25 protein-coding genes, 1 pseudogene and 1 riboswitch are annotated in these 26,434 nt (G+C 43.8%); of the genes and pseudogenes, 17 read left to right on the top strand and 9 right to left on the bottom strand.

Annotated elements, in window-relative coordinates; translation table 11 throughout:
* Positions 1–2: 2 nt before the first annotated feature.
* A complete protein-coding gene (locus KI743_RS03680) occupies positions 3–911 on the bottom strand; it encodes a LysR family transcriptional regulator (protein WP_285465061.1) in 909 nt (302 codons plus the stop codon).
* A gap of 338 nt (positions 912–1,249) precedes the next feature.
* Between KI743_RS03680 and KI743_RS03675 the strand changes: the two genes are divergently transcribed.
* Entirely contained in the window at positions 1,250–2,806 is a 1,557-nt protein-coding gene (locus KI743_RS03675) for a methyl-accepting chemotaxis protein (RefSeq protein ID WP_285465060.1), read from the top strand.
* 119 nt (positions 2,807–2,925) lie between these two features.
* Positions 2,926–3,627 carry a class I SAM-dependent methyltransferase gene (locus KI743_RS03670; RefSeq protein WP_285465057.1) on the top strand — a complete coding sequence of 234 codons (702 nt, stop codon included), beginning with the start codon at positions 2,926–2,928 and terminating at the stop codon, positions 3,625–3,627.
* Positions 3,628–3,712: 85 nt separating this feature from the next.
* On the opposite strand, the gene KI743_RS03665 is transcribed toward KI743_RS03670, so the two are convergent.
* Complete coding sequence (locus tag KI743_RS03665; protein WP_285465055.1) at positions 3,713–4,924, bottom strand: MFS transporter; 1,212 nt, start codon at positions 4,922–4,924, stop codon at positions 3,713–3,715.
* 91 nt (positions 4,925–5,015) lie between these two features.
* On the opposite strand from KI743_RS03665, the gene KI743_RS03660 reads away from it, so the two are divergent.
* From KI743_RS03660 to KI743_RS03650, 3 genes and pseudogenes are all read left to right on the top strand, one after another.
* Positions 5,016–6,704 carry an ABC transporter substrate-binding protein gene (locus tag KI743_RS03660; RefSeq protein ID WP_285465054.1) on the top strand — a complete coding sequence of 563 codons (1,689 nt, stop codon included), beginning with the start codon at positions 5,016–5,018 and terminating at the stop codon, positions 6,702–6,704.
* A gap of 45 nt (positions 6,705–6,749) precedes the next feature.
* On the top strand, positions 6,750–7,628 hold the full coding sequence (locus KI743_RS03655) for an AraC family transcriptional regulator (protein ID WP_285465052.1): 879 nt from the start codon (positions 6,750–6,752) through the stop codon (positions 7,626–7,628).
* A gap of 94 nt (positions 7,629–7,722) precedes the next feature.
* A pseudogene (locus tag KI743_RS03650) lies at positions 7,723–8,598 on the top strand (hypothetical protein); the annotation flags it as partial.
* 715 nt (positions 8,599–9,313) lie between these two features.
* Here KI743_RS03650 and KI743_RS03645 read toward each other — a convergent pair.
* On the bottom strand, positions 9,314–9,793 hold the full coding sequence (locus KI743_RS03645) for a porin (RefSeq protein WP_152469722.1): 480 nt from the start codon (positions 9,791–9,793) through the stop codon (positions 9,314–9,316).
* Positions 9,794–10,287: 494 nt separating this feature from the next.
* On the opposite strand from KI743_RS03645, the gene KI743_RS03640 reads away from it, so the two are divergent.
* A complete protein-coding gene (locus KI743_RS03640) occupies positions 10,288–11,787 on the top strand; it encodes a winged helix-turn-helix domain-containing protein (RefSeq protein WP_285465047.1) in 1,500 nt (499 codons plus the stop codon).
* Positions 11,788–11,882: 95 nt separating this feature from the next.
* Here the strand turns inward: KI743_RS03640 and KI743_RS03635 are convergent, their stop codons facing one another.
* Positions 11,883–12,488, bottom strand: coding sequence for a mechanosensitive ion channel family protein (locus tag KI743_RS03635; protein WP_285465045.1), 606 nt, complete (start codon positions 12,486–12,488; stop codon positions 11,883–11,885).
* Positions 12,489–12,854: 366 nt separating this feature from the next.
* On the opposite strand from KI743_RS03635, the gene KI743_RS03630 reads away from it, so the two are divergent.
* Both KI743_RS03630 and KI743_RS03625 read left to right on the top strand, forming a co-directional pair.
* Complete coding sequence (locus KI743_RS03630) at positions 12,855–13,061, top strand: hypothetical protein (RefSeq protein WP_285465043.1); 207 nt, start codon at positions 12,855–12,857, stop codon at positions 13,059–13,061.
* 1 nt (position 13,062) lies between these two features.
* Positions 13,063–14,019, top strand: coding sequence for a TerC family protein (locus tag KI743_RS03625; protein WP_285465041.1), 957 nt, complete (start codon positions 13,063–13,065; stop codon positions 14,017–14,019).
* An 88-nt stretch (positions 14,020–14,107) separates the two neighbouring features.
* On the opposite strand, the gene KI743_RS03620 is transcribed toward KI743_RS03625, so the two are convergent.
* Complete coding sequence (locus KI743_RS03620; RefSeq protein ID WP_285465039.1) at positions 14,108–14,500, bottom strand: MAPEG family protein; 393 nt, start codon at positions 14,498–14,500, stop codon at positions 14,108–14,110.
* Positions 14,501–14,593: 93 nt separating this feature from the next.
* On the opposite strand from KI743_RS03620, the gene KI743_RS03615 reads away from it, so the two are divergent.
* Positions 14,594–15,037 carry a hypothetical protein gene (locus tag KI743_RS03615; protein ID WP_225312922.1) on the top strand — a complete coding sequence of 148 codons (444 nt, stop codon included), beginning with the start codon at positions 14,594–14,596 and terminating at the stop codon, positions 15,035–15,037.
* Positions 15,038–15,613: 576 nt separating this feature from the next.
* On the opposite strand, the gene KI743_RS03610 is transcribed toward KI743_RS03615, so the two are convergent.
* Positions 15,614–15,970 carry a cell envelope integrity TolA C-terminal domain-containing protein gene (locus tag KI743_RS03610; RefSeq protein WP_285465031.1) on the bottom strand — a complete coding sequence of 119 codons (357 nt, stop codon included), beginning with the start codon at positions 15,968–15,970 and terminating at the stop codon, positions 15,614–15,616.
* A gap of 89 nt (positions 15,971–16,059) precedes the next feature.
* Positions 16,060–16,485 (bottom strand): hypothetical protein, encoded by a 426-nt coding sequence (locus KI743_RS03605; protein ID WP_285465029.1) that lies wholly within the window; start codon positions 16,483–16,485, stop codon positions 16,060–16,062.
* Between the two features lie 424 nt (positions 16,486–16,909).
* Positions 16,910–17,021: riboswitch (TPP riboswitch) on the top strand.
* Positions 17,022–17,124: 103 nt separating this feature from the next.
* Between KI743_RS03605 and thiD the strand changes: the two genes are divergently transcribed.
* The 6 genes from thiD to thiM all read left to right on the top strand — a co-directional run bounded on the left by thiD (position 17,125) and on the right by thiM (position 22,036).
* Entirely contained in the window at positions 17,125–17,985 is an 861-nt protein-coding gene (gene thiD, locus KI743_RS03600) for a bifunctional hydroxymethylpyrimidine kinase/phosphomethylpyrimidine kinase (RefSeq protein WP_285465027.1), read from the top strand.
* Positions 17,975–18,754 (top strand): ABC transporter ATP-binding protein, encoded by a 780-nt coding sequence (locus KI743_RS03595; protein ID WP_285465024.1) that lies wholly within the window; start codon positions 17,975–17,977, stop codon positions 18,752–18,754. Before thiD ends, KI743_RS03595 begins: the two co-directional genes overlap by 11 nt.
* A gap of 52 nt (positions 18,755–18,806) precedes the next feature.
* Positions 18,807–19,550: an ABC transporter permease gene (locus KI743_RS03590; protein ID WP_373417794.1), complete on the top strand. Its 744-nt coding sequence runs from the start codon at positions 18,807–18,809 to the stop codon at positions 19,548–19,550.
* A 61-nt stretch (positions 19,551–19,611) separates the two neighbouring features.
* The gene (locus KI743_RS03585) at positions 19,612–20,544 is read left to right on the top strand and encodes an ABC transporter substrate-binding protein (RefSeq protein ID WP_306416755.1); all 933 of its coding nucleotides are present in this window, start codon (positions 19,612–19,614) and stop codon (positions 20,542–20,544) included.
* Positions 20,545–20,552: 8 nt separating this feature from the next.
* Positions 20,553–21,239: a thiaminase II gene (tenA, locus tag KI743_RS03580; RefSeq protein ID WP_285465018.1), complete on the top strand. Its 687-nt coding sequence runs from the start codon at positions 20,553–20,555 to the stop codon at positions 21,237–21,239.
* A gap of 8 nt (positions 21,240–21,247) precedes the next feature.
* Positions 21,248–22,036, top strand: coding sequence for a hydroxyethylthiazole kinase (thiM, locus tag KI743_RS03575; RefSeq protein ID WP_285465016.1), 789 nt, complete (start codon positions 21,248–21,250; stop codon positions 22,034–22,036).
* A gap of 131 nt (positions 22,037–22,167) precedes the next feature.
* On the opposite strand, the gene KI743_RS03570 is transcribed toward thiM, so the two are convergent.
* Positions 22,168–24,114 (bottom strand): methyl-accepting chemotaxis protein, encoded by a 1,947-nt coding sequence (locus KI743_RS03570; protein ID WP_285465014.1) that lies wholly within the window; start codon positions 24,112–24,114, stop codon positions 22,168–22,170.
* A 314-nt stretch (positions 24,115–24,428) separates the two neighbouring features.
* Here KI743_RS03570 and thiE point away from each other — a divergent pair, with 314 nt between their 5' ends.
* The gene (gene thiE, locus KI743_RS03565; RefSeq protein WP_285465012.1) at positions 24,429–25,046 is read left to right on the top strand and encodes a thiamine phosphate synthase; all 618 of its coding nucleotides are present in this window, start codon (positions 24,429–24,431) and stop codon (positions 25,044–25,046) included.
* A 125-nt stretch (positions 25,047–25,171) separates the two neighbouring features.
* Here thiE and KI743_RS03560 read toward each other — a convergent pair whose 3' ends face one another.
* Positions 25,172–25,513, bottom strand: coding sequence for a thiamine-phosphate diphosphorylase (locus KI743_RS03560; RefSeq protein WP_285465112.1), 342 nt, complete (start codon positions 25,511–25,513; stop codon positions 25,172–25,174).
* Positions 25,514–25,892: 379 nt separating this feature from the next.
* Here KI743_RS03560 and KI743_RS03555 point away from each other — a divergent pair, with 379 nt between their 5' ends.
* Positions 25,893–26,300 carry a hypothetical protein gene (locus tag KI743_RS03555; RefSeq protein ID WP_285465010.1) on the top strand — a complete coding sequence of 136 codons (408 nt, stop codon included), beginning with the start codon at positions 25,893–25,895 and terminating at the stop codon, positions 26,298–26,300.
* Positions 26,301–26,434: the final 134 nt, after the last annotated feature.

Here is a 26,434-nt window from a genome sequence, read left to right as displayed (position 1 = left end):
GGCTATGAAACGATCTGTTTGCCTATCTTGATCATCTTGTCGATGAGCCATTTATAAAAAAGGTCGTTAGTGAGCCCGGCTGTCCAGCTCATACATATATCGATCTCTGGGACTTGTTCGAGTAACTGGCAACGATAGCCTTCAGTTTCTGATAGCAACTTCATGACACGGGTTGGACCAATGAGCACTGCATCTGAATATTCAAGCGTATCTAACGCCAACCACATGCTGGCTTGATCCAACATCACAGGGTTATCGGGAAGGATGGTATTGTAGATGTGCTGATATTGGGTTGAACCCGAAATCCGGATAACGGGAAACTGCGAGAAAGGTGGGGGCTCGCTAGTTTCGGTGAACAGTGGGTGATTATTACGAGCGATGAAAGAAGAACTTACAGCACCAAACTTGATACTTTCACAACGTGCACCAGAACCTATGATAGGCCCGAGCGCAAGGTTGATCTCACCATTCTCTAGTTGATTGATGTTTTCTCTACTCCACTCTTTACAAACCACAGTTACGTTTGGTGCTTCCTGATGAAGCTCTCGCAGCAAGGTGGAAATCCAATGAGGACTGCCATAATCAGAGAAAATGATACTAACGGTGGCATCTACTTCTTTTAAATCTAAATCATCTGGGATGACCAAATACTTGACTTGTTCGCATAGCGATTCAACTTGAGGCTTGATGCGTTCTGCTTTGGGGGTAAGAAGTTGGTTGTTACCCGATCTGACCAATAAAGGGTCGTTGAACATAGATCTTAGGCGAGTGAGCTGTTTACTGACCGCGGGCTGTGACAGAAACAATAACTCAGCACTCTTTGATACATGTTTATGTTCTAGCAATACCGATAGGGTTTTCAGTAGGTTGAAATCGAGTTCGCGCAACTTGGCGATGTCACTATTCCTCATGGCTATAGCCGTCTCTTATATTTATGCCTATTTGTTATTAAGCATAGATGTAACCATGGTTTTTCGCGTCATATTAAATCGAGATTAAAGTCAAAATTCTATTTTTGAAGTGTCACGCAATTTTTGCAGTAGGAATGAATGAAAAGTAGATTTTTGAGCGTTTTTTGTACGGAAATGTAAATTGTCTCAATTTTGAGTCAGTTGTTTTTAATAAATACTTTGAATAAATGTAACAAGAAATTTATAAAGTAATAACAGGTTGGCGAGGTGGTCTTTATAGAAGCGCAGAATACAAATAATAGATGCTTCTGTCGGTATTGCTGCTTTGGAATTGCTTGATGAAAATAAAACATAAACTTTTTGGCCTGACTGGCCTCGCGATTAGTGCGCTTATCGTTATCGTATTGATCACTGAAATCAGCAACTTAAAGCTGATCAAACTAGAAAAAACATTGATTGAAGTGAAAGATTTAGAGCTTTCGCTGCAAGAGATGAAAAGGATAGAGCTTCAGTTTCTGAACTCATCAGAAACCAGCTTGTCTGCTCAGTTTTCGAAGGAGTATGATCATTTCAATACTCTCTCACAATCTTTGCTCGCCCACCTTGTTGAGCTTGAGGTTGTGGTGGATGACATGCCAAAGCTGCTGAAAGAAATAACCCAATACCAACAAGGGTTTGAGTCGCTAGTCTCCATCTATGGAGCGGACAAAACCAAAGCTTCAGCCATCATCGCTCAGTCCGATTACCTCTATAACGATATCTATAGGATTTTCAAAGGGGTCGAAAAGCAGTTTGAACAAGAGATCGACTCTGCACAGTCCTCGATTAACCAGTTTATTTTGTTCTCACTTTCCATCGTTGTTATTGCACTTGTTCTGTTGTCTTACGGTTTAATCAACAGCATTCAACGCAGCATTTCCAATTTAAATCTGATTACTAACCAAGTTGCGCGTGACCATGACTTAACACTACGAGCAACGGAATCTAATGATGAAATTGGTGATATTGCTAAGGGCACCAACAAGCTGATTGTGAGTATCGAGAGTTTGATTACTCAGGTACAAAGCAGTGTTGAGAACCTAGGGGCTGTGTCTGTACAGCTTAGATCGAATAGTCACCAAACAGAGCTCTCATTACAGCAGCAACAACTCGAAACTGATAGCGTTGCAACGGCGATCACTGAGATGGGGGAAACCATCAAGGAAGTCGCGGCAACAACAGAGCACGCAGCAAGCAATACACAGAAAGGATTCACGGTTGCTCAGCAGGGTTTGGTTGAAATTGAATCAACAAAGCAAACGGTTACGGAGCTGTCTAGCGAGCTAGAATCCGCAGAACATGAGATTGAACATCTGTCGGAGCTCTCTTCTCAAATCAGCTCTGTGATAGGCGTGATCCATGAAATTGCGGAGCAAACCAATCTACTGGCATTGAATGCTGCGATTGAAGCGGCGCGCGCTGGTGAACAAGGCCGTGGTTTTGCTGTTGTAGCAGACGAGGTAAGAACGCTCGCGAGCCGTACTCAAACGTCGACAGAAGAGATCTCTAGCATCATTACTTCAGTCCAGAGTCAGACTCAAGCGGTTGTGTCGACCATGAAAGGCTGTCGAACCAAGGGCACAGTGAGTGTTGAGTCATCACAAGTGGCTTACCAACAAATCGAAGCGGTAATGGATGAGATGCAGAAAATCTTGGACAGCAGCACCCAGATTGCAGCGGCTGTAGAAGAGCAGAGTATGGTGTGTAATGAAGTCGCCCAGAACATTGTGGTGATCCGAGACACAACCACCACCAATGTCGAAGGTGTGTCAGACAATACTCGCTCAACAGAAGTCGTTAGCCAGCAAACGACAGATCTTCAAACAGCAATCGAGGTGTTTAAAGTCCATCGATAACACAAACCATTATTGAATTGTACTGAGCCTAGTCAGAAATTGGTCAAACTTCATGTCATGGACAACAAGTTTGCAGATTTCATGCTAGGCTCATGTTTTTGTTCAATAAAGGTAAAGTTATGTCAGAAATGTATACCAAGCATGCAACCAAGTATGCGGAAGTGGTTAAGGGCAATATCTATAACGCGCTGTTAGAGCGCCCGTCTACTTTATCGTTATTGGATGATGTAAAAGGTCTAAAGGTACTCGATCTCGGTTGTGGTCCGGGTGAATATGCTCAGTGGTTTCTGGAGCAATCAGTCGCAGAATTGACCTGTACTGATTTATCTGAAGAGATGGTTAGCTTGGTTACAGAGCGTTTTGGCTCAAAGCTAAAGGCTTATGCTCAAGACCTTGCTATTGGGCTTCCTAATGAACTTGACCAGAGCATAGATGTCATTGTGTGTCCCCTAGTGCTGCATTACATTGAAGACCTCACACCAGTATTTAAAGAAGTGCAAAGGGTTCTCAAGCCTGGTGGTTACATGGTCTTCTCTACCCATCACCCATTTGCTGACTTTGAATGCTCTATTAATGGTAACTACTTTAGTCGTGAGTTGATTCAAGAAGAGTGGAATACCATAGGCGACCCTGTGCAAGTGAGCTTTTATCGTCGTTCACTTACGGAGATCTGCAGTGCGATTGCTGCATCAGGGTTAGTGATTTCAAGAATAACCGAAGGTGAAGTAGATGAGCGGGTACTAGAGATCGATGAAGATAGATATAACCATCTGAAAAATAATCCCAACTTCATTTTTGTTCGTTGTGATAAACCAGCTTAAATAGAAATACTGGTTCTCAGCGCACTCACTAGTTTAACGCCCAAAGCGAAATTCGTTTTGGGCGTTTGCGTATCTTATTTTGCGATTAACGAATAGAACGGACGCTGGTTGTCATTAACCAAAGTGCTATTAGTAGCTGTGTAACAAAACACGAGACGAACAGCCACTCAATACCAATCAATGATGTTAAATAGCCTGAACCAGCAAGACCAAATGGCATTAGGAGTTTGAAGAGTGAGCCTGTTATCCCGTTTATTCGGCCGAGAACGCTGACATCAAAGGCTTCTTGGCGGTAACTCCAGATACAGATGCTGCTATATAGACCCACAGCGGATACCCAAAAGAACCCAGCAATAAGCGCTGTTTGATTCTCCATTACAAGTGGAATCACAAACCCGATGGATTCGAGTGCAATAGAGATAATAAGAAGCCATCCCAGCCCCCATTTCTTTCGTAGTTTATCGGCACTGAATGCACCAATAAGACCACCTAGGCCAGAAGCGACGATTAGATAACTGACGCCCACTGAATTTAATCCCAAATCTGCTTTGGCATAGTAGATAGCCTGAATCCAGAATACGGCACCTGTTGTGTTGATGACCATTACAGCAAGAGTAATCAACCACATGTTCTGCTCATTACGTAGTGCGTTCCATCCCTCTTTTATTGCGCTGAAAGTGCTTTGTTTGTCTCTGTTGATGGGTGTTTTAACGTCGAGCCTTTTGAGCTGCCAAAAAGCCAATAGCATAAAAAGCGCTACGCCGATAAAGACGTTATGAATGGTCGCCAGCAGCATGATTGCCCCCGAGAGTACAGGCCCAACGGTTTCCATAAAACTGCCCAAAGAGCTCATACGAGCGGTCGCTACATTCTGAGTTTCATGAGAAAGCGCGCTTTTCTGAATCGACATACGCGCATTATGGTAGCCATAGTTAAACGCCATCATCAAGAACGCACATGGAAACAGAACCCATAATTGTTCAGCTAGGAACTCAACCGCGAGGAACGAGATAAACACCGTCACAGCCTGTCCAAGCAACATGGCCAGCGACCACTGCTTTTTATCACTGCGATCAACCCACACGCCAATAAATAGAGCCAGCAATAGATTGGGCAGAAACTCAACGGCTCTTATCCAACCCATCCACTCAGAGGATTGGGTCAATTCATACACCAACAACGGTAATGCAAGTGTGTAGATTTGGCTTGCAAAGCTCACAAACAGAGCACTGCTAAACAACGTAACGAATGTTCTATTCTTCCAGATGGAGCCATGAGACTCAGCTAACGTATTCATCTAAATATCCTTTTTATTTTTGGTAACACGGCTATTATTTGAAAATAAAAGATGAAGAAAAATAGAAATATAATTTTAGGATTTCACCTTTATGCGTTATTGGTTAGCTTTGGTATTTTTGCGAGACTTTGGATTCGAGATAGGTCGATGGACACCGATTTCATTAGATGACATTACGAAAGCGTTGAACTGCACGCGTCGTAACGCTCAGTTGGTCATCAAAAGGCTGGTGGAAGAGTCGATCATTGATTGGAAGTCGGGCGTTGGTAGAGGTAATTTGCCTCAGCTTCTGCTTAAAGAGTCGGTAAACACCACATTAATCAAACAAGCTAAGTTCTGGATGAACGAGGGGAAAGCCGATCAAGCGTTGAACCTTATCAGAAGCAAAGATCGTGATCAGTTTATTGCCGAGTTTGTTAGTCAATATCAACAGCAAGATAACGATCAAGACATCCTCCAAATCCCATTTTATCGAGCGACACACAGCTTGATCCCCTATGAAATATCTAGGCGTACTGAACAGCACATCGCTGATTACCTCTATGCGAACCTGTTGAGTTTCAACAGAGATACAGGCCAGTTGGAAGGCGATTTAGCGCAAACTTGGGTGCATACAGGCGATATGCTAGAGGTTCGACTGCGTAAGTCACTTAAGTTCTGGGATGGCTCAGCACTGACTGCATTTGATGTGAAGGCAGCCTATGAGTCGATCATCTCGTCAAACTCGGTGAGCCGAGGTCTGTTCTTACTCATTGATGAGTTTTCTGTGGTCGACGAGTACACCTTACGAATTCGCTCCAAACGTTTGTCTCATTATCTGCCAAGGCTGATGGCGCATAGTGCGCTATCTGTTTCCAAGTTGAACGGCGACGGTTCGATAGTCGGAAGTGGAGCGTTTCGGTTGGCAGAGCAAACCGATTACCGAACGCTACTTACTGCATCTCCTCATTATCATGGCTATCGACCTTGGCTAGATGGCGTAGAAATCTGGAACATGGGTTTATCTGCAAATGACTTTCAAATGCATTGCGATATTGTGCACGGTAGCTCTGCCCCGGACATTGCTGATGAATTCACACAGGTACAACAGTGGGAAGAGGGCTGTATCTACGCTTGTTTAAACAGTGAAAACAACGCGTGGATGAAGTTGGCAAAACATCGTCGATACATCCAACTGTTGCTGCAATCCTTGCCGATGAATGGTGTGAGAGACACTATGATTTATCGACGAGCATCGGGTATGACAAGCCTTGAACCCTTAAAACTTGGTAAAGCAGTGGATTTGTCTTCGGCGAATCAGGTGCCGCTCGAGGTGTTAACTTATCAGTTGCCTGGGCATATTGAAGCGGCTGAAAACATTACTGAGCTTCTGTGTCAGCATGGTTTAGATTCAAACCTTACTGTGCTGCCATATCCTGAATTTGACCAAGTAGAGCGACAATCGAAAGCGGATATTATTGTTTCTGGTGAGGTGTTTGGTGAACATAAAGAGAGTTCTTGGCTTGGATGGTTGTTGTGTACTAACACTGTGACGGCGAGCTTGAATAAGCAATTGAAGCCTTGGTTCGAACAACAAGTATTTGATAGTTTGGCGCAATCAGATGAAAGTAAGCGGGTTCAAGGTTACCAGCGAATTGAGCGCGAGTTGATTCGAAAAGCGATTTATACCCCTCTGTTTCAATGCGCACAAGATATGAGAATTTCTCATAAAGTGAATGCGATGGATCTTCTTACTAATGGCTGGATCGACTTCAATCAGGTTGTCTTCGAAGGCCGCTAAATGTGTCTCTGTGGTTAAATAGAAATAAAACAAAGGTGGTGGATTTTGTCTATTCCTCAAGTTGGTTTTAGCCATCAACAATCGAATCAAGCTGAGCTTCAAATTCTGGAGTTATCTGATTTATACGAGCAAAATCGGCTCGACCATAGCCCTGAAAGTGCTCATCGTATTAATTCCTTCGGAATCATATACATAGAGCAGGGCACCGGAAGCCACATGGTGGACTTTGAGGATTATCCTTTTCAAGAAGGCTCGGTTCTTTTCGTGCAAAGAGAACAGGTTCATAGCTTTGATTTTTCTAATCGCCCGAAGGGAAAAATCTTACTCTTTACCCAAGCGTTTCTCGACCAAGTGCATGCCAATATGAAGCTGCCAAACTACACGCCGACTCACCTCAATGAAAAGCACTCACCATTGCTACAGTTGGAGGAGCAAGACCAAGAACCAACATTGGTCTTTATTCGACAAATGATCGAGGAAATCAACAGAGCATCCAGCGAGCCTTTAATCGTGATGTATCTTTTCTCGGCTTTCGCGCTCTCTTTACATCGATTAAGACCTGAAATAAGGCAAGACAAATTGACTCAAGATCAGAGCATCAGATTCGCACGTTTCTTCGAATTAATGCAAAGCCACTTTCACCAAATAAGAGACGCAAATTGGTACGCTCAACAGATCAACACGACTTATAAGACGTTGAATATTGTCTGCAAGTTGGCAACGGGATTGACTGCGAAACAGATGATCGATGCGTTTACTATCATCGAGATTAAGCGTCGTTTGGTGGTGAGCCACACTTCATCACAACAAATGGCGTACGACTTTGGATTTGAGGATGCCAGTAACTTTGTTAAGTATTTTAAGAATTTAACTGGATTAACGCCGAGCCAGTTTAGTCAAAAATACAAGAATCCGACGCTTTAGGTTCGATATTCACCATAATTTAACCCATTTTCACTCTGACGAAATCATGGTTGCCCGACTAAGCTGTTACTAACAAAAACGAGAGGGCAACAAAATGATTACATCTCCACTTTCTTCTTTCTTTTCTCGCACACTTCTTGCTGCGAGTGTGCTGAGCCTTGCTGCATGCGCTAATGATTCTATGGTGAAAAACGATGAGCTTTCCAACAAAGATAAAGCCGTAGCGGTGATATCGAGCATTGAAACCGGCGATGCTAACGCAATTAGCTATATCAATCCTACCCAATACACCCAGCATAACTTGGCGGTTGGCGATGGTTTGGAAGGCTTTGGTGAAGTGATGAAGGCACTGCCAGCAGGTAGCGCAAAAGCCGATGTAAAACGCGCTTATCAAGACGGCGATTATGTTTTTCTACATACGGAATATAACTTCTTTGGTCCTAAAGTCGGTTTTGACGTGTTCCGTTTCGAAGAGGGAAAGATAGTTGAACATTGGGACAATCTAGCCGAGCTAGCGACCCAACCAAACCCAAGCGGTCGCACCCAGCTTGATGGGACAACAAAAGTGACCGACCTTGATAAAACAGAAGACAATAAAGCCATTGTTGCAGACTTTGTAAGTACCATTTTAATGCAAGGTGATATGTCTAAAATCAATCAGTTTATCGACAACGAAGATGACGCTTATCTTCAACACAACACCATGGTAGCAGATGGCCTAAGTGGCTTAGGCAAAGCGCTTGGAGAGTTGGCAAAAGCTGGTATGCCAATGGTTTACAAAGAGAATCACAAGATCTTGGGTGAAGGTAACTTTGTACTCGCTATTAGCGAAGGTGTGTTTATGAATAAAGACGTCGCCTTCTATGATTTGTTCCGTCTTGATAACGGCAAGATCGTTGAGCATTGGGACGTGATCGAGAATATCCCGCCTCGTGAAGAGTGGAAAAACGATAACGGTAAATTTGGTTTCGAGCATGATTACGTGGTGGAAGTGGCTTCGTTTAAACTTAAAGATGGTGTCGACCCACAAGAATTCGCAAAACTGGATAAAGCCGTTGCCGATAGCTATGTTTCAAAACAACCAGGATTTATTCAGCGTGAATCTGGACTAGTGGATGGCGATACATGGCGCGTGATTGTGCATTGGGAATCTCTGGATGATGCGGATGCATCGATGGAGAGCTTCATGAGTGCTTCTGCTGCGCAAGGTTTCCTAGCTGGCGCAGATACCTCAACAATGAAGATGCAGCGTTACGAAAACTAGCCGCAATAAATTAAAAAAGACCTTATATCCGTAACTGTCCCTAGGGCGTGTTGATCTTTCGAGCTGATTTTTGCAGCGAATTGCTGGGTATTTCTACAAGGCAGAGGTTTTGATGTGTAGCTAGCCTACATGAAAAACCGATAACGCAGTAGAAATGACCAGCAAACGCTGCCCGAAGGGTTCGAGCTGGGCGCCCCCGCTAAAAGCGTTTTACTCTTTGTTGAGGGGGATTTGCTTAGAATGACTAGGCTACTTCCCCCTCGCCGCGATTAAAACGCTTTTGACTAGGCGTCCCCATCCGAACAAAACTTAACCACGAAAGGTCAACACGCCCTATTTATAGGACATGAGGTCTTTTTTGTGTCCAGAACTCGTATTTGTTGAGCGTTAAATACGAACTCTCAATTCAATCTTATTTCAGTTAGAAACGGAACTCTGCGCTTACTGCGTAGCTGTTTTCAACAATTTTTGCTTCGTAAGTCGTGTACTCAAGTGCCACGCGAGCTGGGCCAAGAGTAACACCTGCACCTACACCGTAGTAAATGTCGTTCGTGTCACCTAGGTTCGTTTGGAAGTGGCCTACACCTACACGTCCGTATACATCAAAAATAGTGATTGGCAGAGTTAGCTTAGTGCTTGCTAGCCATGCATCAGAGTGGATGTGCTCGTAGTCTTTGTGTGTATCTACAAAATCTGCGTAACCCGCTTCAATCGCTAAGAAGTCGTTAAGTTGATAACCAAGGTAAAGGTTGTAGCCGCTGTTTTCATCGCTGAAGTCTGTGTTGTTGCTTTCTGCTTGGTACTCAGAGTAAAGGTAGCTTGCACCCACGTAAGGGTTAGCAGATACCTGAGTTACGAAGAAGATAGCAGCGATAGGAAGAATAAATTTGTTCAGTTTCATTGTTTAAGAGCTCTTAATATAAAGGTTGACTAACATTCCCTAATCCTTCAGCAGATGATGATTTTTACATCGATTAACATATCCATATTGCAAGTGACTTCAGGGAACGTTGCGCCTTCTTATGTTTAAGCGTCTCGCCCCTCACTTGCGGTGTGGGGTTATGATGCGTTGTTCTGGTAGGTGTGGCATAACGGAAAGCTAATCTGTTCATAAATCTTCATAAATATCTCATCAACAAGATATAAAACAAATTAAAACAAAGGCTTGATAAGTTTTTCTAAAAGGATTGAGTCTATAAAAGTTCTATTTCAATGACTCTATGTCTTTTAAGAATGATGAAATGGCAAACAAGGAAGCTGAAATGTGACATTGTTCTCCTTGATAACTGATTTTGTGGGAAATGTACGTTTGCGAGTAATTAAATCCCTGCGAAATCATTGGATTGGGGCTATGTTTACTCAATGAGGTGAACAAAAAAGAGAGAGTTTTCGTGAATGCCTGACAAAAATATCAGTTTTATCGTTGATGAATGGCGTTTTGTACCAAATGAAGGACAGATCCAGTTTGGGGATACGTTGATCACGATTGATAATCGGTTGGCAAAGTTACTTGAATTTCTATGTATGAATCCTGGATTAACACATAGCCGGGATGAGCTTATTGAACAGGTCTGGAATGGCAGTGTATTAACCGATCAAGTCGTCACTCAAGCGGTGTTTGAGCTGCGGAAAGTACTCAAGAAACACAGTGAAAATGAAGCAAGTTACATTATTACGGTACCAAAGCGTGGTTACCGATTTGATGGTGAAGTAAAAGTCGAAAAAATTGCGGTGCAAAAGCCAGAAGCTAGTGAAGAGATGAGCAGCGAACCTGAGTTCTCCATCGCTGGGCGTCGTATTAGTGAGAAAATGACGCTGACACCGCCAAAACCAAACAGGCTAGTCTTCCTATTTGCGCTTTTGATAGTAGTGATTGTGGCGCAATTTGTCATTTTGATTTCCTATCAACAAGACGAGATCGATTCTTCGACGCAGCAACATGCAAATCATCTAAGCCATTATGAGTTTCGCTATGCGGTTTTGAATGTAAGTGAAGACGTGAAGTCTCGGCCCGAACTGTATGGAATGGTGATCAAATTCATCGAACACGTTGGTTTCTATAGCAACATTCGTGTAGTGAAATCGGAAGAGCATCGACGGCTAGCGGCTGCGGAGTTTAACTTCTCGACAGCGATGAGTCGTGATGGAAGCAAACTTAGATTGCTAATGAAATACCACAATCGAGTATCGGGTCAGACTCATTTGAACCGTCGATATTCGACCAACTTTGGACGTTTCCATGAGACGTTCCCTGCGATGATTGATGACTTGTTACGCGCGATGTACATCGAGGTACCAGAGGATGAGTTACAGCAGAACGTCTCAATATTCCCGAAAGATGAACAAGCGATCTTATCATTGATGTCGGCGACAGGTGTCTTGTACAACAAAGTTGGATTTGATGTGGCGTTGGAACATTTCAGAGAAGCGCGCGAATACGCCCCTGATAATGCTTATACCCTTTCGGTGAGCTATATCAGTGAGATTATGACGGCATTTACACGGGATGAAGACAATAAGAGTAAACGTATCGAGGAGCTAAACAAACAGTATTCATCTGCCTTGAAGACAGTGTTGCAGAAAGACAAAAACCCTAGAGTATGTGAAGCGAACGCGATACTCGCACTGTCAGAAAGTGATCCTGAGAAGGCATCGAAGATTTTACTGTCTATCCCTTACAATCAGCACACCTCATTGACCTATCTGTTAATGGCTAAGGCAGAGGAAGCGAGAGGGCATACCAGTGGTGCTAAAGAGTTGTATTTACAAGCTACGCAAAATACCTCGTCACCAATGGCGCTGACCTTGGCGGGGCCTCTGTTTTTTGACAGTAACTTAGATACTCTGATCGACCAATTGCAGGTGATTAAGGAAGACAACAGTACTTCCAACTAATCAACTCTCTCGATAGTATGTAAACTAAGCCCTGAATAGTCAGGGCTTTTTTAGGTCTATTGGATCTCATCAAAATGCCCCATGACATTGATATGTTATACAGCAATGCTTTTCGGCTTAGTTTTGTCTTTGTGTGACACTTGACTGGGGTGCTTGCCAGTTTTATCTATCTGTTGAGTATTTTTGCGAATCACCTTTGTGACACTCTTTTGAAGAAGCAAAGAGTTCGGGTAGGTGATTAGGTTGCCGCTTGGGTGCCTAATTAAAGTATGAAACAATTTTATCTCGAGAATTTTTCCTTCAATACCATCCCCATCTGCCACCACGATTGAGTCTCCGATTCGGTAAGGGAATACGAAGAAGATTAAAAAACTCGCAGTAATGTTGCTTAGAATTGACCACTGCGCGATAAACGCAACACCAAATACTGTGATGAGCGAAGAGATGAAAATGGTGAAGTTACCATAGCCAATCCCGCTGACGATGATGTAAGTGGCAAACAGCAATACAAAACAACAAATATTAAAGCAACGAATAATGAATGCAGTCCGTGTAGAAGATACCGACTTCATTTTCGCTAGATTAGTGATTGTTGCCGAGATAAAGCGTTTAAACAGCCAGTAAAAAAGGACAAAAAGCAGCGCGAGTATAATGTCATATTCGCGTAGCGTTTCGATGAGTTGGGTAAGATAGATTGGCATATTGACCTCTTTAATTTAGGAGCAATATTTTGTACCTTTGAAGTGAGAAACACATCAGAGTTTGCTTATAACTTTATTATTTCCTCGTCACTGCTGCCCATCTGATCGATGAAAAATCAGTGTTATAGATATAAAAACTGTCAATAACCATCTGATTTTATTTGTTTTATATTTATTTTATATTTCAATAACCGATAGATAAGCCTTTACTGATGCTTGATATCATTCAATTCGTAGAATGAGCGGCCTTTCAATCACTACGGGGCCAACCATGACCATCATCGTTATCAAATTGCTATACATCTATGTCTACAAAAAGCGCAGACAAAGGCTGGCGTTATCGCGTAATGCGGAGACTGCGTAATCATGCTGACGCTATTTATCACACAACTCATCATCCTATGGTCAGCAGCTGATCCGATTCGCTCTATTCCAGTTTTGGTTGGGAGTGGTTCTACTTATTCATTAAGCAATCGTAGAGTAGTTGGCTTAATCGCACGTTTTTCTGTGGGCGTCGTTGTCGGTGCTTTGCTCTTGCTTGCCGTGATTCAACATTTAGTTGGGGGCGCATAGTATGAATGCAGACTATATGGTGGCATTTGGAACCCTATTATTGTTAGAAGTTATCCTTGGTGTCGATAATGTCATCTTCATCTCGATTTTGGTTGAAGATCTACCAGAACGCTTACAAAGAAGAGTGCGTAACCTGGGCATCAGCTTGGCGGTGTTGTCACGAATCGGGTTAGTATTTTCAGTGTCTTGGCTGATGACTCTGACAGAGCCACTCGTATCGATTTCTCGCTGGGCTTGGTCAGGAAAAGATCTGATTCTGATTTTTGGGGGCGCTTTCTTATTGTTAAAGAGCCTACATGAATTGCACGCGTGGCTTACGGAGCCAAAAGTCAAACAACCGCGTTCCAACAGCAGTAGCTTGATGTTGGTCGTGTTGCAGATCATTGCGGTTGATGCGGTGTTCTCTTTCGACTCTGTGATTACAGCCGTTGCACTGGTGGACGAAGTCACGATTATCATAACCGCGATTGTTGTGTCAGCTGTCATCATGGTGCTACTAGCAGAGGCTATTCAAACCACCATTACCAAACACCCCGGCTTGAAACTACTGGCACTGCTTTTCTTGGTAATGCTTGGCGTCGTTCTTATGTTGGAAGGAGTAGGGATCGAGCTGGATAAGAGCTACATTTATGTCGTACTCGCTTTTGGTTTGCTACAGGAAGTCTTGCATATCATTTTGAACAAGCAGAATTCTACAACGCCACCGACACCTGAGGGAGGTGCACCGATTGGCTTAAGGCTCTCTAAGCCTAATCGTGGGAGCAGCAATGACAGCGGTTATATCGTTGATGTTGATGCAGTCGTTAATGTTCGAAGTCACCCTCGAACCAAAGTTCACCCATATAGCCGCCCAATGACTGGCGCACAATATGCTGAAGAGCTTGATTCACTGTGGTCAGAGCCAGTGGTTTACATCTCTCACAGACTGAAGCCTGCCGTATTGGATCGCGTGGGTTAAGGCTGCCAAATGAAGCCTAAATACCATGGACGGTTACATTTATATATAGGTTCACTTTAGAGCTTTCCATCAACGAACAGCGTCATTTTTATAAGCTTTGGATACATTGTCCCATAATGAAAAACGAACTGCCTATCGCAACCGCCCAACAGATCGAGCGCATAACACCAATATTGACCAAATACAGAATGTGGTAAGCCACTCGAAAACCGATATGGAGAATTGCAAACAACTGCACGCTCTCGTTGACAGTATCAGTTGCTATGGCAAGAAGTATCGCGGCTGAAAATACGATGAGAGATTCAAACGCATTTTGGTGCGCGGCAAGTGCACGAGCTCCAAACCCTTGCAATTTCGCCTGTTGCTCACGTGGATGATTGTTGTCGTAGCCACCCAGTTTGTTCATGGCGATAGCCACTGGGATTTTCGCAAGATAGGGAAGTAGGGCAGCTGCAATTAAGCAATAGATTAGAGTATTCAACGTATCATCCTTGTATCAATAATTTAGCCATTTCCCTCATCATATCAGTCCGTGTCGTATAATGTTAACTGGGTTGCACCAGAGGAACAGATTATGAGACCAGTGAAAATCATTTCATTAGCAAGTGTTCTAGTACTAATGTCCCCTGTTACTTTTGCGGAAAAACCAGAATGGGCGGGTAAAGGAAAACCAGATCTAGAAGAGATAAAGTCGTCTTCCGACATTGAAGATATTGAAAAGCGAATTGAAGATCGCGACGAAGAGCTTGATGAGTTAATAGAAGAGAAGAAAGAAAAAGCGAAGAAAGCCAAAAATAAAAAGGACAAGAAAAAGTTAGAGCGTGAAATAGAGGACCTAGAGGATGAGCAGGATGAAGTCGATGATCTTAAGGAGAAACTAAAAGATAAGAAATCCGGGCTCGAGAAGCAAAAAGAAAAGAAAGCAGACCAAGTTCGCAATGAAGTAGACAAAGGCTCTGAGCAAGGCCAAACGAAAAGAGAAGAGAATAGCCAAAAATGGTGGAAGTTCTGGGAATAAACCTTAGGCATACTCGAAAACCGCTCATCTGCGTTTATAGAGAGTGTGTAAACGCAGATGGGTGCACGAAAAGAGCTAGATACTCACGAACCTTACTTTGTGACTCTTGCTATTTTTTGCGTAAAAGTCTGCCACTTGTGTAGCAGAGCCAAATGACAAAGATTGAGAGTATGTTGACGGAGATTGTTATTTGATCGAAATTTACGCTTATCGGAAGTTTAATACCTGAAGATAAGGCCCAGGAAAAGTTGGGCGTATCTATATCTACCAATTGGATAAATTGCAGTACAGCTATCCACCTCAGAGCCCATAGTCTTTTCTTAAAGAGTCCATAAGTAGCAAATAAGTTTGCAGCCCATATTGTCAAGATTAATGAAAATACTAGATATTGTTGAGTAAGATGTAGTTGAGTACTCTGCGAGAGTAAAATAAATAGAAAAAAAGAAGCGACTAGTATCGTTATTATCTGAATAACTAATAGAAATTTAGTTCTTTTTAAATGATTTTCAAACAATTCATACTCCATTAAATTGGTTAATATTTAAGTGTCTAAGTTACGTTGTTTTATTTGGTGTATCACATATAGTTGATATTTAGCTTAATTTCCTGAAGCTCAGCTGCTGTCTCCTTGTCTTCAGGAAAAGGAAAGGCTTCTATGAGACTGATAGCATTTTTACTCGCTTGGCATAAATTTTCGTCACCAGATGAGTCAACTGACTCTACTTGACCGCTGGCTGTCAATATAATATTGAGCTTACATATTTTCCCTTGAAAAGCTTCCGGGATATCTAGTTTACTTTGAATGAGTTGTGCGTAGATCTGTCCGTATTTTGCTAGCTCAGAAGCCCTAGGTTTTTCAGTCTGGTTTACGCATCCATATAAAGTAATCATAGAAAGAAGTACTAGGAGTGCTTTGGCAAATGGACTATTCATTGAAGCCCCTGTAGTTGTGGGAGTAAAGTAAAATTGGTTCATGAATCTGAAAAGCTCTCGCATATTCTGCTCTGTAATAGGCACTGGACTTAGACTAAACCAGGTATAAGCCCAACTGTATGGAATCGCTTGTCTTTATATTCTTCTGTATCAAATACACCCAATAGCTTCAGTTTTTTATATGGACTTTCATAGTTTTTGATTTCATTGAAATCTAGTTCGGAGTTAAACATAAATGTTGTTATCTTGCTTGAATTAAAACCGCCGAATTTATTCTGACTATACTCTTGAATAAGTGCAAACTTTTTGAACTTCATTTTATCTGCTTGTTGAGCAGCATAATAGACATAATCACGTAGCAGCAACTCCTTGGTTTTTGGTGTTTCTACTTTTTGATATGTGTAAGCTTTGGCACTATTTAATATAGAAGATTTCTGCTCAAAATCAGAGGTGGTGCTACTGCAGGCAGTTAAAACTATTGATAGGAAACCGACTGTTAACTTATTTATTTTCATTGTTCTTTATATTAATCGCGTTTTGGGGTGTTCCAGTAGCCTAGACTGGTTGTGAGACGTCGTATTGCAAATACTAATTTTGGCTTATGATTGCAGTCTATATCATAAGTTTCAATGATTTACTGTGCATCCAATGTGATCTAAGAATCAGATTTATAAATTCATTGCCTAGATAGTAAGTAAAAAAACTGAGTTCTATGCTTATGGTGAGTTAATCGTACCTAATGTTAGCCTTTAACATGCTGGAACGTGTGTTTCCTTAGAAGCGGTATTCGTTTACATCGAAGTAACAAAATTATTCACTCTCTCATTTTTAACCTCCAAAATCTGATGAAATTGTGGACGAAAACGCTTTCGTTCACGCTTTAGTAAATAATAATCTGCAAAATTATTACCTCACTCTCAAGAGTGCTGTTAGTATGGATGCAAATAGTCGGGGGGCAATTACACCGTGTTGTATTTGCTGAGATCGAATTTCGAGACCCGTTGAACCTGATTCAGTTAGTACTGGCGTAGGGAACTATTGATACTAAAACCTATGCGGTACCGATTTTCATTCCATCGATCCTTCGATCTCTGGTGCCTGCCATCTTGGTTTTAGTTCAGTTCTCCTACGTCTTTTAGATGGTAGGAGCGACCATGACACAGCATTCCAGCACGCAAATCAACACTCAGTCCATTTCTTCAAGCACGCCAATTGTGTTAACCATTGCGGGTTCAGACAGTGGCGGCGGCGCAGGTATTCAAGCCGATATCAAAGCCATGTCTGCGACAGGTAGTTTTGCGTGTTCAGTGATCACCGCAATCACGTCGCAAAATACACAAGGCGTTTCAGCCATCTTTCCCATTCCATTAGATCATGTTGCAAGCCAGCTTGATGCAGTATTCAGTGACCTGAATGTCGTTGCAGTCAAAGTCGGTATGTTGGCGGATTCAAACATCATCAAGGTAGTGGCTGACAAGATTAAGCAGTACCAACCTAAACACTTGGTGATCGACCCTGTGATGGTGGCGACCAGTGGCGACTTGTTGCTTGAGCAATCTGCGATTAGTACCTTGAAAGAAGCGCTTATTCCACTTGCCGACATCATTACACCAAACCTTCCAGAAGGCGCAGCACTGACAGGTAAACCTGTGCCAGAAAGCGAAGCCGACATGCAAGACATGGTTGAAGAGCTTCGAGCATTGGGCGCAAAATCGGTGCTGTTAAAAGGTGGCCACTTAGAGCAAGACGAAAACAGCAATGATCTACTGATTCTGCCAACCAGCACTGCTCTTATCAGCTCAAAACGATTCCCAACCAAGAACACACACGGTACTGGCTGTACGCTCTCTTCGGCTATCGCCTCTTACCTTGCTCAGGGTAACGACCTGACTCAATCGGTGGAGCTTGGTAAACGTTATATCTCAGAAGCGATCGCTCATGCGGATCAATTGAATGTGGGTCAAGGTCACGGCCCTGTAAATCACTTTTACTCTGGTCACGCTGATGTCCGCTAAACCTCTTGGCGTTGAAATAATCAGCGCTAGCATTCGTTATCTCGATAACCAACAGTCGACGTTGCAAGGCCTGAGCTTATCGATTCCTGCATCTCAATGGACCGTGTTATTGGGTAGAAGTGGCTGCGGGAAAACCACCATTTTACGTTATCTCGCTGGTCTATTGGGTGAGAGCATTGAGTGGCAAGGTGTCGTGAAGACGAGTGATGGTCAATCGCTAGAGGGCAAGATTGCCTACATGGCACAGCAAGATCTGCTGCTGCCTTGGTTATCGGTGATTGATAACGTATGTCTAAGCCGGCGCTTTGCTGGGAAAGACTCTCAAAGCTTGGAAAGTGCCTCGAGCGATGCAGACAATCACGCAAGAGCTTTATCTTTGCTGAAATCAGTAGGGCTTTCTGATTATGCTCACGCTATGCCACAACAACTGTCTGGTGGCATGCGTCAGCGTGTGGCTTTAGCGCGAACGCTTATGCAAGACAAACCTATCGTATTGATGGATGAGCCTTTCTCCGCGTTAGATGCGGTAACAAGGCACAAATTGCAAACCTTAGCGGCTCACTTGCTGCAAGGTAAAACCGTGGTCCTGATTACTCATGATCCACAAGAAGCGGTGCGCTTGGCACACAACCTTTACGTTTTGCGAGGTTCACCCGCATCTGCTAAATCACTGCAAGTTCCGACAACATTGCCTCCAAGAACCATAGATGGTCAGTGCGCGAGCATTCAGCAGAAAATATTAGAGCAGTTGGAGCAAGACTATGCATAGTTCCGAAGCGCTAACCAAGCCTCAATCGGTATTGAACCATAAGGATCGCTCTATGAGCCCGTTACTGCGTGTCGTGATAAGCACCGCGATTATTCTGGGTCTGTGGCAGTTGGTGGTTGTGGTATTTGAAATGCCTAGCTTTATTCTGCCAGCTCCGATGGAAGTGTTTAACAAGCTGCTTGAACGCTATGACGTGTTGTTGAAGCACACATGGGTTACCGCCCAAGAGATCCTGCTGGGGCTGTTACTTGGCTTATCGATAGGATTGTTCTTCGCACTGCAAATGTTGCTATTCGAACCGCTTAAACGTTGGTTGCTACCTATTCTTATCGCAAGTCAGGCTGTTCCTGTATTTGCAATTGCGCCGGTACTGATGCTGTGGCTTGGCTACGGTATTGCCTCCAAGGTTGTAATGGCGGCGATCATCATCTTCTTCCCAGTGACGACGTGCTGCTACGACGGTTTACGCAATACCCCGCGTGGCTATCTCGATCTGGCTCAAACTATGGGCGCCACCAAATGGCAAAGGTTACGTCATATTCAGCTGCCAGCGGCACTGCCGACTTTGGCATCAGGTGTGCGTGTGGCTGTAGTGATTGCACCAATTGGTGCGGTTGTCGGTGAGTGGGTGGGTTCAAGTGAAGGGCTTGGCTACCTGATGCTACAAGCTAACGCACGAATGATTATTGATGAGATGTTTGCTGCGCTATTTATCTTAGCTGTGCTCTCTATCTCACTCTACTTTGTCACAGACAAATTACTCAAAAAGGCGATCCCTTGGGAAAGCCACAACTAAACAAAATCTATAAAAATAGAAAGTTCAAAAGGAAAGGTTAATCGTGAAAAACAGTAAATTTATGAGCGCTGCTGCTCTAATGGCTTCGTTGATTTCAGGTCATGTTATGGCAGATGAAACTAAAGTAACGCTGATGCTAGATTGGTTTGTAAACCCGAACCATGGCCCGATCGTGATTGCACACGAGCGTGGTTACTTTGAAGAGCAGGGCTTAGAAGTTGAAATTCAAGAGCCAGCGGACCCAAGCACACCAGCCAAACTAGTTGCCGCAGGGCGCGTTGATCTTGCTGTTACATACCAGCCGAGTCTAACGATCGACGTAGCAGCAGGTCTTCCATTAGTGAGAGCCTCTACGCTTATCGCAACACCATTGAACACGCTAATGGTTCTGGACAATGGCAAGAATGATTCACTGGCCGATCTTAAAGGTAAGAAGATTGGTATTGCGATTGCGGGTAACGAAGAAGCGACGATCGGCACTATGCTAGCGCAGGAAAATGTTGCGTTTACTGACGTTCAAACCATCAATGTGGGTTGGGCACTCTCTTCATCTCTGGCTTCTGGCAAAGTAGATGCGATTTGGGGTGGTTTGCGTAACTTTGAAACAAACCAACTGGCACTTGAAGGTTACAAAGCAAAAGCCTTCTTCCCAGAAGAGCACGGTGTACCTGCTTACGATGAGCTGATTTTTGTTGCAAATGCTAACAAACGTGATGAAGCGGCTATCAAAGCGTTCAACAAAGCGCTAGAGCAAGCGACGACCTACATCGTGAACCACCCAACTGAATCTTGGAAGCAGTTTGTAGCTTACTCGCCAGACACTCTTAACAACGAGCTGAACCAGCGTGCATGGAACGACACTCTAACGCGTTTTGCTCTTCGCCCATCGGCAGTCGATCATAAGCGTTACGATGATTACGCACAGTTCATGTACGACAAAGGCATCATCAAATCACTGCCAAAAGCGGCTGACTACGTACCGACGTTCGAATAAGGAACATCATGAAATATCAAGATTTAATAGCAGCTTGTCAGCAAGATTGGCAAGACTACACCGAGCATGAGTTTGTGCAAACGCTGGCGCAAGGTACTCTGCCTCAGCCGTGTTTTCTCCATTATCTAAAACAAGATTTTCTGTTTCTAAAGCAGTACGCCCGTGCTTATGCATTAGCGATTTACAAAGCCAACACGCTGGCGGATATGCGTCGTGCATTGCCAAGTGTACATGCACTGTTGGATTCTGAAATTGGTCATCACGTGACTTACTGCGAGCAGTGGGGGCTGACTGAATCGGACCTAGAAAATGAGCCGGAAGACTTTGGGACTGTCGCGTATACACGTTATGTACTGGATGCGGGTATGACGGGCGATTTGGTTGCTCTCTACGCGGCACTGGCACCATGCTCTATCGGTTATGCTGTGATTGGTAAAGCATTACTGGAAGATCCGAAAACAGTCTTGGAAGGTAATCCATACCGCAGCTGGATTGAGTTGTATGGTGGCGAAGAGTTCCAAAGTGGCGTAGCGGCAGGAGCTGAGTATTTCGACCAACTATTGGCGGAAATTGATATCAATAGCCAACGTGGACAGAACTTGATTCACATCTTTAAGACGGCGACACGCATGGAAGTGGCGTTTTGGCAGCAAGGACTTGATGCAAGCGATGCTGTATTACCCAACATTAACTAGAGGTCTTTATGCTTATTGAACAGATCACAAGCGCTCTGCAAGCGGTTCGAGAACAGAAACCACTGGTGGTTAATATCACCAACTATGTGGTTATGAATAACAGTGCGAACGCTCTGTTGGCACTGGGTGCGTCACCTATCATGGCACACTCAAAGCAGGAAATGGCTGAGATGATGTCTTTTGCAGGTGCATTGGTGATCAATATTGGTACGTTAGACAGTGTTTGGACGCCGCGCATGGAGTTTGCTGTTGAGCAAGCAAATGCGAATGGAAAAACCGTTGTGCTTGATCCTGTCGGCTGTGGTGCGAGCCAGCTTAGAACCGACACGTCACGTCGTATTGCTCAACAGGCAGACTGCTTAATCGTTCGCGCTAATGCTTCAGAGATCATTGCACTGGCGGGTGAACAAGCTCAAAGCAAAGGTGTTGATGCATTAGATAGCAGTGATGCAGCATTAGGTGCTGCCAAGTTCCTTGTAGCTGAATACAACGCAAGCGTGGTGATTTCTGGCGAGACTGACTATGTCGTAACTGCGGACTCGGTGACGCAACTGAACAACGGTCACGCCATGATGCCTTACGTGACGGGAATGGGTTGTACGCTGTCTGCACTCACTGGTGCATTTGCTGCGGTTGGTGATAATAGCGGTTTGGCTGCCGCTGCGGTACTTGGCGTTGCTGGCGAAATTGCAGCAGAGCAATCGCAAGGACCAGGCAGCTTGCAGCTGAATATCCTCGACGCGCTGTATCAATTGGACGAAGAGACGCTTACTGCTCGTCTAAAGCTGACGGCTTAGCTTACAGTTTGACTGATAACTTAATTGACAGTTTAGCAGTTCTCTAAAACCCAAAACAATAACCCCGAGTCTTATCAACTCGGGGTTATTTTTATTGGTATATATCCAACTGGCCTTGGCTGCGGCGTAAGTTAGGTGCTCTTAAAGCGGTCAACTTGGCTTTTAAGGTGGTGTGCAACCTCAGTAAGATCGCTCGCCGCTTCCGAAATTTTAGCCACAGATTCTTGGTTACTCTGGGCGATGGTATTCGCGCCTTGAGCGTTGTCACCTAGAGAGCGAGTTAGGCTATCTTGCTCATCGACCGAAGCTGCAATCTGGCTATTTGCTTGGTTAAGGTCTTGAATATGTTGGTTAATCACATGCAAGTTTTGAGAGGCCTGCCGCGCCTGCGTCGAAGCTTGAGATACCGTGCCATGGCTCTCTTTGATCGACTCGAGAGCGTCTTTAGCGCCGCGCTGCAATGAGGTGATCAAATCATTGATCTGGCTAGCAGACTCTTGAGTACGTTTCGCTAGAGTACGTACTTCATCTGCAACCACGGCAAAGCCACGGCCTTGTTCACCAGCTCGCGCCGCCTCAATCGCAGCATTCAGTGCGAGCAGGTTTGTTTGCTCGGTTACGCCCTGAATCACCTCTAAAATTGCGCCAATGTTCATCGACTCAGCATGTAGGTCGCTCACTTTCTGGCTGCTCAGCTGCATTTGCTCGTCAGCTTGGCCAATCTCTTGCAGGGTTTTGTCCACTTCTGTTAGACCCATCGCAACGTTTGAAGTCGCTTGGCTTGCCACTTCAGAAGCATGGTTAGCGCTAGATGCAATCTCAGACGTGCTTGATGCGAGCTGAGACACAGCTGATGAGATGTTGATGATTTCGTCATTGAGTCGCGACGCGTTGTTTGAACCCGTTGTGGTCACGCTGTCGAGTGACTCTGACATTTCACCAATGCGTAAGCTGGAATCATTTACTTGTTGAACGATATCGCGCAGAGACTCGATGGTGGTTTTCATGTTCTCCAGTAACTGACCAATTTCGTTCTGGTCAGTTACTTTAACGTCAACACTCAAATTACCTTGTGCTAGCTCATTGGTGATCTCTTTAACCTGAGCGATCCCCTTGTTGATAGAGCGAGTCACAAGAATCGCACTCGTTGTCCCAACCAATAATGCAATGCCTGTGAGTAATACGATGATTTGAACTGAACGCTCTTCGCTGAGTTCGAGCTCTGGGATAAGTGCGTTTTTCTGTTGCTCGATGATAGATTGTGCATCTAATACGGCAATGGCAAGGGTATCACCTAAGCTGGTCAGCTGGCTTTGAAGCTGAGCGTTCTCAAGTTTCTGTTGGTGGACTTGTTCAAAACCCGTTGCGTAGGCTTCGCGCTGAGCGGTGAAGCTATCGATCAATTCTGCTTGGTAATCTGATGACTCTAGAGAGCGGATGTCACCTTCAATACCTGGAAGGGCATATTCAAACAGATCTTGGCCTGTTTCGTAGGTTTTTGGTTTACCGTCGTTTGAGTAGCTTAGCACTGCGATTTTCGCGGCCAAGAAGTTCTCCATAAGCATACCAGCATACAGGCTCGCGTTGGAGTCATCGTTATTGTAAGACTCGTAAAGTAAGCTCTGAGCTGCTTTGAGCGCGTTCTCTTCTCTTTTCACCATCTCAACCGTGACTAACTGGTGGATTAATTGCTGGCTTTGACTCATCAATTGATAAGCTTGGTCAAAGGCAGTAATGCTCTGTTGAACCTGAGAAAGGCGTTCTAAGCTATCGGCGTGTTGAGTTTGGCTGAGTAAAGATTGCAGTTGTTGGTCGATGTCGCTTTTATTGGCGAGATAAGCTTGCTGATATTGGTCATCAAGCGTTGCTAGGTAGCGCTCAGAGGTGAGGCGCATTTGTAGAAAGTGGGTTTCAATATTGCTGGACTCTTCAGCTTGCCCACTCAATAGACTGTAGTGTTTAAAACCGTTAGACAGGGTTTGGATCCCTTGAAAGCTAACAAAGCCCGAGATGATGAAAAAGAGTAAGCAGATCGCATAACCCAGTTTCACTCTTAAAGAGATAGATAGTTGACGCATATACATCCTTATAATCCGCGTTTCACTGTATTCTTGCCTGTAAGTACTCGTAGAGTATTTCACATTTAAGATGTAAGAGCATGCAAAATGTAACATTAATGTGTCACTTGTAGGTGTTTTGTTGTCTTTGAGTGCTGGTTTTAGAGTTTTTGAGTGGTTTGATGTGTGCCTAGTAACATATTGTGAGGATGCTATAGCAGGCGCTATGGAAGGTGAGATTTTAATGTGCCCAACGCGATCAAACGGTAAACTAGGTGATCAACAATAAAAAGCGCTGTGATAAATCCTGAGTGCATTAAAAGGATCCGAAATCAATGAATAACTCTTACAAACTCTACCTTGTTACTGATGATCAACAAGACTTAGCCACACTAGAACATGTGGTGGAGCAAGCGGTCGCTGGTGGTGTAACTATGGTTCAAGTGCGAGAAAAGCATGGTGACGTCAGAGCGTTCATTGAGCGAGCACAGCGTGTAAAGGCTATCTTGGAAGGCACCGGTGTCCCTTTAATCATTAATGATCGCGTGGATGTGGCATTGGCCGTGGATGCTGATGGGCTTCATCTTGGTCAGTCAGATATGCCTGCGGAGATAGCGCGACGGCTGATTGGTGAAGATAAAATACTTGGTCTTTCGATTGAGAATGAACAGCAGCTTAAAGAATCGGAACACCTTCCAATTGACTACATCGGTTTGAGTGCGATCTTTGCGACACCAACCAAAACCAATACTAAAAAGCACTGGGGTGTTGAAGGTTTAAAGAGTGCGCTTGAAACGACGAAACTGCCTATCGTTGGTATTGGTGGAATTAATGAGAGTAATATCCCTGAGTTGATGGCGACTGGCGTGCATGGTTTAGCTTTAGTTTCAGCTATCTGTCAGGCTGATGATCCCAAAGCTGCCGCTCAGCATCTGCTCTCTTTGATGGGGTAATTTAGAAATCGATTAGTTTAGAAATAGAGTAGCTCAGATTTCAATTGACTAGAAAACAACGGCTCAAAACGAGTAACTTGTTTTCTAGTCATATTTTGGTGAGTTCTGTATGAGCTGAACTCAGCTTACTGCATACAAAGCGCGATGGTTCCTGCAATCGTCAAAGCGATAGCAATGTACCAACCGATTTGCACCTTGTTATCCGCCACGAATATCTTGATGTAATTCACTTCTTCATGCGCCATAGCAATAAAGTCGGTGTAGTTAATCGACAACTCGCGGCTAGTCTCTTTCAGTTCATTTTGAAGCTTGTTGAAAGCCTCATCCATAAACCCCTTCATCTCACTTGCAGCGGGGGTACCCATTAACAGAGTATCCCAAATTGCCATGCGTGAAGCATATTCACTATCACTAACACGATTCAGTACGCGCAAATCATACTCGCGCTTGTCACGCTCTTTCCCCATTTTAAGTGGGCAAATATTCTTTAAAACGTTCACAAATAATTCCAAAGGTTCATTCAGGTAGAAACGAGCACCAAATGGGCTCATAAACTGGGGACGAATCGAGATTCAAAAATGACCTGTTTAATGACCACGGATGAACCGACGCTTCTAAGTATTTGAAGATTCGTTGTTAAAACTGATGTTGCGCATAGTAAATTTGTGTCTGCACGACATCAACTAGGGTGTTTTGTCTAGACGACAAAGATAATTGGTAGAAAAGCATCAATAAGTCTATTTAATGAGCGCTTAATCAGTATTGGAGCTATATTTGTCTAAAGAGTCATTGACCTTACCCTTGGGGTAACCTTTATAGTGACGGTTCAAAATATATGGATTGGTTATGACGCATTCACTTAAGACATTTTGGATTACGATCTTCAGCATCTTTGCGATGTTGATGTCGACGTCTGTCTCCAGTGCGTCAACCATGGAAATGCAGATGATGGATAGAGAGACGATGTCTTGCCATCACGCGAGTATGATGACTCATGCAATGTCTTCAATGTGTGATGTTTCTAGTGATGATCAATCTATGCATAATATGGGACAACATGAGACATCTCATTGCTCACACGGTGGGGATATGGGCGCTAATTGCTGTGTGTCTATCTGCCTGAGCTGGTCTTACCCAATCCAATCTATCAATTCCTTATCCAGTTTTGCTTACTCGCTTGCTCCTTATCACTCTGTGATTATTGGCAGTAAAGTTGCGCGCATTCAGTCTATTCTAAGACCGCCTTCCGCTTAATTCACAATTCCCAAATCTCATTACCTAAGACCGACCTACGAGGTTGAGCCTAGGTGCGATCTATGCGTTTTTTAACGCCACAAAATGGATTTATTCTTGTGAATATTGAATCGAGATGGTTGGTGCTACCAATA

The sequence above is a fragment of the Vibrio sp. D420a genome (assembly GCF_030248625.1).
Classification (GTDB): Bacteria; Pseudomonadota; Gammaproteobacteria; order Enterobacterales; family Vibrionaceae; genus Vibrio; species Vibrio fortis_A.
This window is presented reverse-complemented; position numbering and strand designations above follow the sequence as displayed.